Below are 6,321 nucleotides of genomic sequence, written 5' to 3' on the forward strand. Positions count from 1 at the left end.
GGAAACGGCCGCTTTCGAGCTGGTGGCCGAATTCCCCGAGTCTGTGCGGGGTGCCGGCGGGTTTGGATCCACGGGCGGGTTCGGCTCCGGTTAGCGGGGTGGGCGCGCGCCCTGAGAACGTACGCGTGCCTGACCACCATCCTGAGGCGGCGGCAGCACCTCAGCGCAGGCTTTGAGCAACCCGGTCCAGTGCCGGAGGAAGAGGAAACGCAGGCTATGGCATTTGGGCGTTCCAAAAAGAAAAACCAGAACGACGGCGAAGAGCCGGCAGTTGGCGATGCAGTATCCGGCGAGGAAGCCACCGAGCAGGCCCCGGAGAACGGCCCGCGCCGCCACGGTCCCTACGATGACTCGGAGCAGGACACCGGGGACGGCTACCTGGATCTGGGCGCCCTGAAGATTCGTCCCCGCGATGGTCTCCAGCTGCGGCTGGAAGTCGAGGAAAAGTCCCAGCGGGTGGTTGCCGTGACGCTGGACCTGGCCGGTTCCAACCTGCAGCTACAGGCCTTCGCCGCGCCGAAGTCCGGGGGGTTGTGGGATGAGATCCGCACCCAGATCGCCAGTTCAGTCGGTTCACAGGGCGGGACCGTCCAGGAAATCGACGGGCCGATGGGAACAGAGGTCGTGGCCAAACTGCCGGCCCAGTCCGCGGACAGAAAGACGGGCTACCGCGTGGCCCGGTTCCTCGGCGTCGACGGGCCGCGCTGGTTCCTGCGCGGCGTCATTGGCGGCCCTGCCGCGCTGGACCGCACCAAGGCCGCGGACCTCGAGGAACTCTTCCGTGCCACCGTGGTGGTCCGCGGCACCCAGCCGATGCCGCCCAAGGATTTGCTGCAGCTGAAGATGCCCAAGGGTGTCGCTCCGCAGCCGCCCGCTGCAGCACAGGACGCCCCACGGCAGGGACCACAGCTGACTGCCCCTGAGCGGGGTCCGGAAATCACCGAGATTGGCTGACCGGCACGTCGCTCCGCCGAGGCCGCCCGACGGCTCTATCGGGAGGTTCCCGGAGCGCGGCCATGTTGCGGGCACAGGCTTGGTGGAGGCGATCACCATCGTGCCGGCAGGGCAGGCGCCGAGGTTTTCCGCCGTCGTCACCGACGCGGGCCAGCAAGGGCCCGGAACATCCCGCGGCGGAGGGCACCCGCGGGTCAGGCTGATCTGGCTGGGGCAGCGGCGCGTCCCCGGCATCACGGCAGGCATCCGTCTCGCCTTCGAGGGCATGCTGTTCCGGGTAGACGGGACAGCGACCATCTACAACCCGCGCTATGAGATCCTCAGTCCGTTGGAGAATTGACCTATGACCGATCAACAACCGGACTCCGCTCCGCAGCACAACGTGCCCCCTCGCGACCCCGGACAGCAACCGGTGCCCCGGCCTGAACCGCAGGGGGAGGAGGGGAACCGTGAAGGCACCGCCGAAGCACTTGCTGGCAGCTATGCCGCGCGTGCAGGGGTTTACCGCAGCGACAACGGCCAGATCGACGTGCTCAAGACCGTTGGCGGCGTCCGCGGACTGGCCGAGAGCATCCTGCCGGGAGTGATCTTCCTGGTGGTCTTCACCATCGGCCGCGAACTCGGGCCGGCGCTCCTGGGCGCGCTGGCGGTTGCCGCTGTCTTCACCGTGCTGCGCCTGGTGCAACGGGGTTCCGCCACACAAGCCTTCTCCGGATTGGTGGGCGTAGCCATCTGCGCCTTTGTGGCAAACACCACGGGCCGCGCCGAGGACTTCTACGTGTGGGGCTTCATCACGAATGCCGCCTACATTCTGGCCATGCTGGTGTCCGTGGCCGTGAAGTGGCCGGCGCTGGGCCTGATCTTCGGAATGATCCGCAGCGAGGGCACCGCCTGGCGCAAGCAGCCGAACCGGCTGCGGGCCTACGCCATCGCCACCTGGATTCTGATAGCGGTGCTGGCGCTGCGGCTCGCGGTGCAGGTTCCGCTCTACCTGATGGGTGAGGACGGACTGGTGGCGCTGGGCACCACGCGGCTGATCATGGGCGTGCCGCTGTACGCGCTGGGGCTGTGGCTGGCATGGCTGGTCTCCCGCCCGGCCGCCGTTGAAGCGACCCGGCCCCTCTGAGCCGGACTCCCTTGAGGCGAACCGGCCCCTCTGGGCCCGTCTCCCGCCCGAGCTACTCCGCGGACGCCGGACGGCCGGTCAGGACGGCCCGCAGGGCGTCCTCCGCGGCGATCGTGGTGATGAAGAAGAGCTCGTCGCTGGCTTCCACCACGTCGTCCGGGCTCGGCGTAATCGGCGCGTCGTCCCGCAGGATGGCCACCACTGTCGCATCCTGCGGCCAGTCGATGGAGCCCAGACGTTGACCGATCAGCGCGGAGTCCGCGGGGACCGTGAACTCCACCATGGAAGCGATGCCGGTCTGCAGGGTCAGCAGGCGGACCAGGTCCCCGATTTCCACCGCTTCCTCCACCAGGGCAGTCATCAGGCGCGGGGTGTTGACGGCGACATCCACGCCCCAGGAATCGTCGAACATCCAGTCATTTTTGGGGTTGTTCACCCGGCCCACGGTGCGGTTGACACCGAACTCGCTCTTGGCCAGCAGCGAGACCACCAGGTTCACCTTGTCGTCGCCGGTCGCGGAGACCACCACGTCGGCGTCCTCGAGCCGGGCCTCACGCAGCGTGGTGATCTCGCAGGCATCGCCGATCAGCCACCGGGCCCCCGTCAGTCCGCTGCGGCCAATCACTTCCGGCTTGGGATCGATCAGCAGGATGTCGTGGTTGTTCGAGAGCAGCTCGCGGGCAATCGACGATCCAACGCTGCCCGCACCGGCAATCACAACCCTCATTCGGACTCCTCCACCGGCGGTTTGGACAGGACTCTGTCGATTTCGAAGGTCGAATCCATGGCCATCATGGCGTGGACAATGTCGCCCTTCTGGTACCGGGCGCCCGGGGCGGGCAGGATGCCTTCGCCAAAGCGGGTCAGATATGCCACCCGGGCGCCGGAAGCGGCTTCAATCTCGCTCAGTTGCCGGCCCACCCAACCGTCATCCAGCGCGACTTCGCCCAGAATCAAGCGCCCGGATGCCTCCCGGAAATCACCCTTGATGCTCTGTTCAGGCAGGATGCGACGCAGCACCTGGTCAGCGCTCCAGCGCACCGCGGCTACGGTGGGGATGCCGAGCCGCTGGTAGATCTCGGCGCGGCCGGGATCGTAGATCCGGGCCACAACGTGCGGCACGTGGAATGTCTCACGCGCCACGCGGGTAGCCAGAATGTTGGAGTTATCGCCGCTGGAAACGGCTGCGAAGGCGTAGGCGTTTTCAATGTCCGCGTGCCGCAGCGTGTCCCGGTCGAAACCGACACCCGTGACTTTGCGTCCCGAAAAGCCGGAGCGCAGCCGGCGGAAGGCCCGGTCGTCCTGGTCAATGATGGCTACGCTGTGCCCGGAATCATCCAGGGTGTGGGCCAGCGTCACGCCCACACGCCCGCAGCCCATAATCACAAAGTGCGCCATCCACGTCCTTCCGGCACCCGCCCGCTGCCGCGGGATTCAAAACCTACTGCAACCATAACTCCGAACCGCCTGCACGCTGGCCACGCCAAGGGCAGGAGCCAGAGCAATACGGCATGACGTCCCGCTAGTAGCTAGGGGGCGGGATCGGCGTCGCGTGCCGACCGCCGATAGCCGCCGACGGCGGCGCGGACGTCGCCCTCTTCGTGCCCGCCCTTCTTCTTGCCGAACGGCAGCACTTTCAGCAGCGGGTGCACGATCGCCATGACAACGAGGCCCCAGGCCAGTCCGAGGACGGCCGAGCAGAGGGTGTTCACGAGCCAGGCCAGGAAGCCGCCGACCGCCGCGATCCCGCCGAACGGGGCCTCGAGGAGGTGGACCAGGTCGTAGGGAGCGTGCCAGCCGAGGTCGTAGGCCCCCTGCAGCATGATGTGACCACCCACCCACAGCATGGCGATGGTTCCGACGAGGGTGATCCCGGCCAGCACGGCGGGCATGCCCTTGACCAGCAGTTCGCCGAAGCGCTGCGAGCCCGCAGAGTCCTTGGTGGTCAGGTGCAGACCGATGTCGTCCATCTTGACGATGAGTGCGACGGCGCCGTACACGAGCACGGTGATGGCGATGGCCACGACGACCAGGATGAGCGCCCGGACCCACAGGGACTCATTGGCCACCTCGTTCATCGAGATGACCATGATTTCGCAGGACAGGATGAAGTCGGTGGTGATGGCGCCTTTGGTGACCTTGGCTTCCGCCTTTGGACCCCGCTCGACCGCCGGCGCCTTTTCGGCCGCATGGTGGCCGCGGAGCTTGTGCCAGACCTTCTCGGCTCCCTCGTAGCAGAGGTAGGTGCCGCCCAGCATGAGGATGAACGGGATCACCACCGGGATGAAGGCGCTGATGAGCAGCAGCGCCGGCAGGATGATCAACAGCTTGTTCCGGAGCGAACCCCAGAAGATCCGCTTGATCATCGGCAGTTCGCGGGACGGGTCCGCCCCGGACACGTACTGCGGGGTGACAGCTGCGTCGTCGATCACCACGCCGGCGGCCTTGGTGCCCGCCTTGGCAGCACCGGCAGCGACGTCGTCCAGCGAGGCGGCGGCTATGCGGGCCAGGGCTGCGACGTCATCCAGCAGGGCGACGAGGCCGCCGCTCACCGATGGCCCCAGCCCTGCTCAACGGCGGGCTGCCGGGCTTGGTGGCCACGATTCAAACGGATGATCAGCATGCTGAAAGTATACGGGGGCGGGCAGACCGCGACTGGTCAGTGCCAGCGCCTCAAGGGCACTTGTCCGGCCGCGCGTCCGTGACGCACGTCTAGAGCGTGGCGCCGGTTTCCCCGGCGAGGGTGCGCAGGAGGTGGTCTTGAAAGGAATGGTCGTTGACTGCGTGGTGAGGTTGCTGCCGCTGCCGGTGGTACCAGTACCCGCCGCTGGTAAGCGCTTCGGGCTGGTCGCTCGTGGCGAGCCATTCCTGGGTCTCGTGACCAAGATCGAGGTCGTCGGGAGCGCCCGGTCCGCCCATCTTGGTCGGGACCCAGCCTGGGTCCACGGCGTTGCTGAGCAATTCGGGGTGGATCCGGCCGGCCGCGGCGGCAAGTGTGGTGACGAACAGCTTGCTGTCCGCGTAAGAGCCTGGCGTCCTTCCATGCCAGTCAACCCCGGCAAGCGATGGACGCCCTGCGAAGTGGGAACCGCTGCTCACATACACGTGGCGCGTGGGTCCTTCGAGGAGCGCCGTGAGGAGGTAGGGGGCAATGATGTTCACCGGCATCACTGCCCGCCCACGCCAAACGCCGGCGTTGTGAATCACCGCATCGAGCGGGCCCCGATCGTTCAGTTCCGCTGCGATGCGCCGTACCGCCCCAGGGTCCGTGAAATCACCCACCACGATGTCCGCGCCGCGGTCGACCAGTGAGTCGAGGACGGCCGCGCGGTCCTGGCTGCGGGCGTGCACGACGACGTTGTGTCCGGCTGACAGCAGGGCATCAGCTGCAGCCCGGCCCAGGCCGTCGGCGGAACCGGTGACCAGGATTCTCATGCTCTGCCGGGCCTCTTACTCGTCCGCCGGTTCCTGCAGGGCGGCGAGCACGTGCATGTGCTCCCGGTTTGACGGGTACAGGAGCCCGTAGGTGGCGTAGAGCTTTTCGTAGAGCGGGGCGGTGGCCGGATCGGGCTTCACCGTTGCCGCCGTCCGGGCCCAGTCGGTCCCGGCGGGGACTGCCCCGGTTCCGATGGCGGCGAGCAGCGCGTCCCCGTAGCTGGCACCGATGGTTTGTTCCGGGACCAGCTGGTCGCGTCCGGTGATGTTGCTGACAATCTCAGTCCAGAGCCTGGCCTTCGTGCCGCCGCCGACGGCGATGACCCGCCGGATCGGTTCGCCGGCGTTCTCGAGGTACTCCAGGATCTGCCGGATGCCGAAGCCGATGCCCTCGTACGCGGCCCGGAACAGATGGCCCCGCTCGTGGCGCAGCGACAGGCCGGTGATCAGGCCGCGGGCGTCGGGATCGAAGACGGGCGTGCGTTCGCCGGCGAAATAGGGCAGCAGCAGCAGTCCGTCGGATCCCGGCGGCACCGCAGCGGCCTCCCTGATGAGCTGCTCAAACGGGACGTCGCCGAGCAGCCGCTGCAACCAGGTGGTCAGGCTTCCTGAGGTGGACATCCCCGCGGCCAGTGTGAGGGACCCCTGGTCTACCCCGGCCGTGGTCCAGAGCTTGGGTTCGGCGCGGAACTGCCCAAGGACCTGAACAAAGAACATGGTGGAGCCGTACATCAGCATCAGGTCGCCCGGCTGCCGCACGCCGGCGCTGAACGCCTCGGCCCAGGCGTCGACGGTGCCCGCGCAGA

General features: G+C 67.5%; 8 protein-coding genes. 3 read left to right on the forward strand and 5 right to left on the reverse strand.

What is annotated here, in order from left to right; translation table 11 throughout:
* Positions 1-216: 216 nt before the first annotated feature.
* The 3 genes from AC5RWT_RS33215 to AC5RWT_RS33225 all read left to right on the forward strand — a co-directional run bounded on the left by AC5RWT_RS33215 (position 217) and on the right by AC5RWT_RS33225 (position 2,080).
* Positions 217-954 (forward strand): DUF3710 domain-containing protein, encoded by a 738-nt coding sequence (locus AC5RWT_RS33215; RefSeq protein WP_494083933.1) that lies wholly within the window; start codon positions 217-219, stop codon positions 952-954.
* 82 nt (positions 955-1,036) lie between these two features.
* Positions 1,037-1,294, forward strand: coding sequence for a hypothetical protein (locus tag AC5RWT_RS33220; protein ID WP_494083934.1), 258 nt, complete (start codon positions 1,037-1,039; stop codon positions 1,292-1,294).
* A gap of 3 nt (positions 1,295-1,297) precedes the next feature.
* Positions 1,298-2,080: a DUF3159 domain-containing protein gene (locus AC5RWT_RS33225; RefSeq protein ID WP_494083935.1), complete on the forward strand. Its 783-nt coding sequence runs from the start codon at positions 1,298-1,300 to the stop codon at positions 2,078-2,080.
* A 52-nt stretch (positions 2,081-2,132) separates the two neighbouring features.
* Here the strand turns inward: AC5RWT_RS33225 and AC5RWT_RS33230 are convergent, their stop codons facing one another.
* From AC5RWT_RS33230 to AC5RWT_RS33250, 5 genes are all read right to left on the reverse strand, one after another.
* Positions 2,133-2,807 carry a potassium channel family protein gene (locus AC5RWT_RS33230; protein WP_494083936.1) on the reverse strand — a complete coding sequence of 225 codons (675 nt, stop codon included), beginning with the start codon at positions 2,805-2,807 and terminating at the stop codon, positions 2,133-2,135.
* Positions 2,804-3,478, reverse strand: coding sequence for a potassium channel family protein (locus tag AC5RWT_RS33235; protein WP_493967407.1), 675 nt, complete (start codon positions 3,476-3,478; stop codon positions 2,804-2,806). Before AC5RWT_RS33235 ends, AC5RWT_RS33230 begins: the two co-directional genes overlap by 4 nt.
* 131 nt (positions 3,479-3,609) lie before the next feature.
* Positions 3,610-4,632, reverse strand: a complete 1,023-nt coding sequence (locus AC5RWT_RS33240) for a DUF808 domain-containing protein (RefSeq protein ID WP_494083937.1) — start codon at positions 4,630-4,632, stop codon at positions 3,610-3,612.
* 160 nt (positions 4,633-4,792) lie between these two features.
* Positions 4,793-5,515 (reverse strand): SDR family NAD(P)-dependent oxidoreductase, encoded by a 723-nt coding sequence (locus AC5RWT_RS33245; protein ID WP_494083938.1) that lies wholly within the window; start codon positions 5,513-5,515, stop codon positions 4,793-4,795.
* Between the two features lie 15 nt (positions 5,516-5,530).
* Positions 5,531-6,321 (reverse strand): FGGY-family carbohydrate kinase (locus AC5RWT_RS33250; RefSeq protein WP_494083939.1); only part of this gene is annotated, 791 nt, incomplete at its 5' end.

The sequence above is a fragment of the Arthrobacter sp. Dra40 genome, assembly GCF_059091905.1.

Coding starts and splice junctions, on each gene's coding strand:
- AC5RWT_RS33215 (WP_494083933.1), top strand. CDS start 217: ATGGCATTTGGGCGTTCCAAAAAGAAAAACCAGAACGACGGCGAAGAG.
- AC5RWT_RS33225 (WP_494083935.1), top strand. CDS start 1,298: ATGACCGATCAACAACCGGACTCCGCTCCGCAGCACAACGTGCCCCCT.
- AC5RWT_RS33230 (WP_494083936.1), bottom strand. CDS start 2,807: ATGAGGGTTGTGATTGCCGGTGCGGGCAGCGTTGGATCGTCGATTGCC.
- AC5RWT_RS33235 (WP_493967407.1), bottom strand. CDS start 3,478: ATGGCGCACTTTGTGATTATGGGCTGCGGGCGTGTGGGCGTGACGCTG.
- AC5RWT_RS33245 (WP_494083938.1), bottom strand. CDS start 5,515: ATGAGAATCCTGGTCACCGGTTCCGCCGACGGCCTGGGCCGGGCTGCA.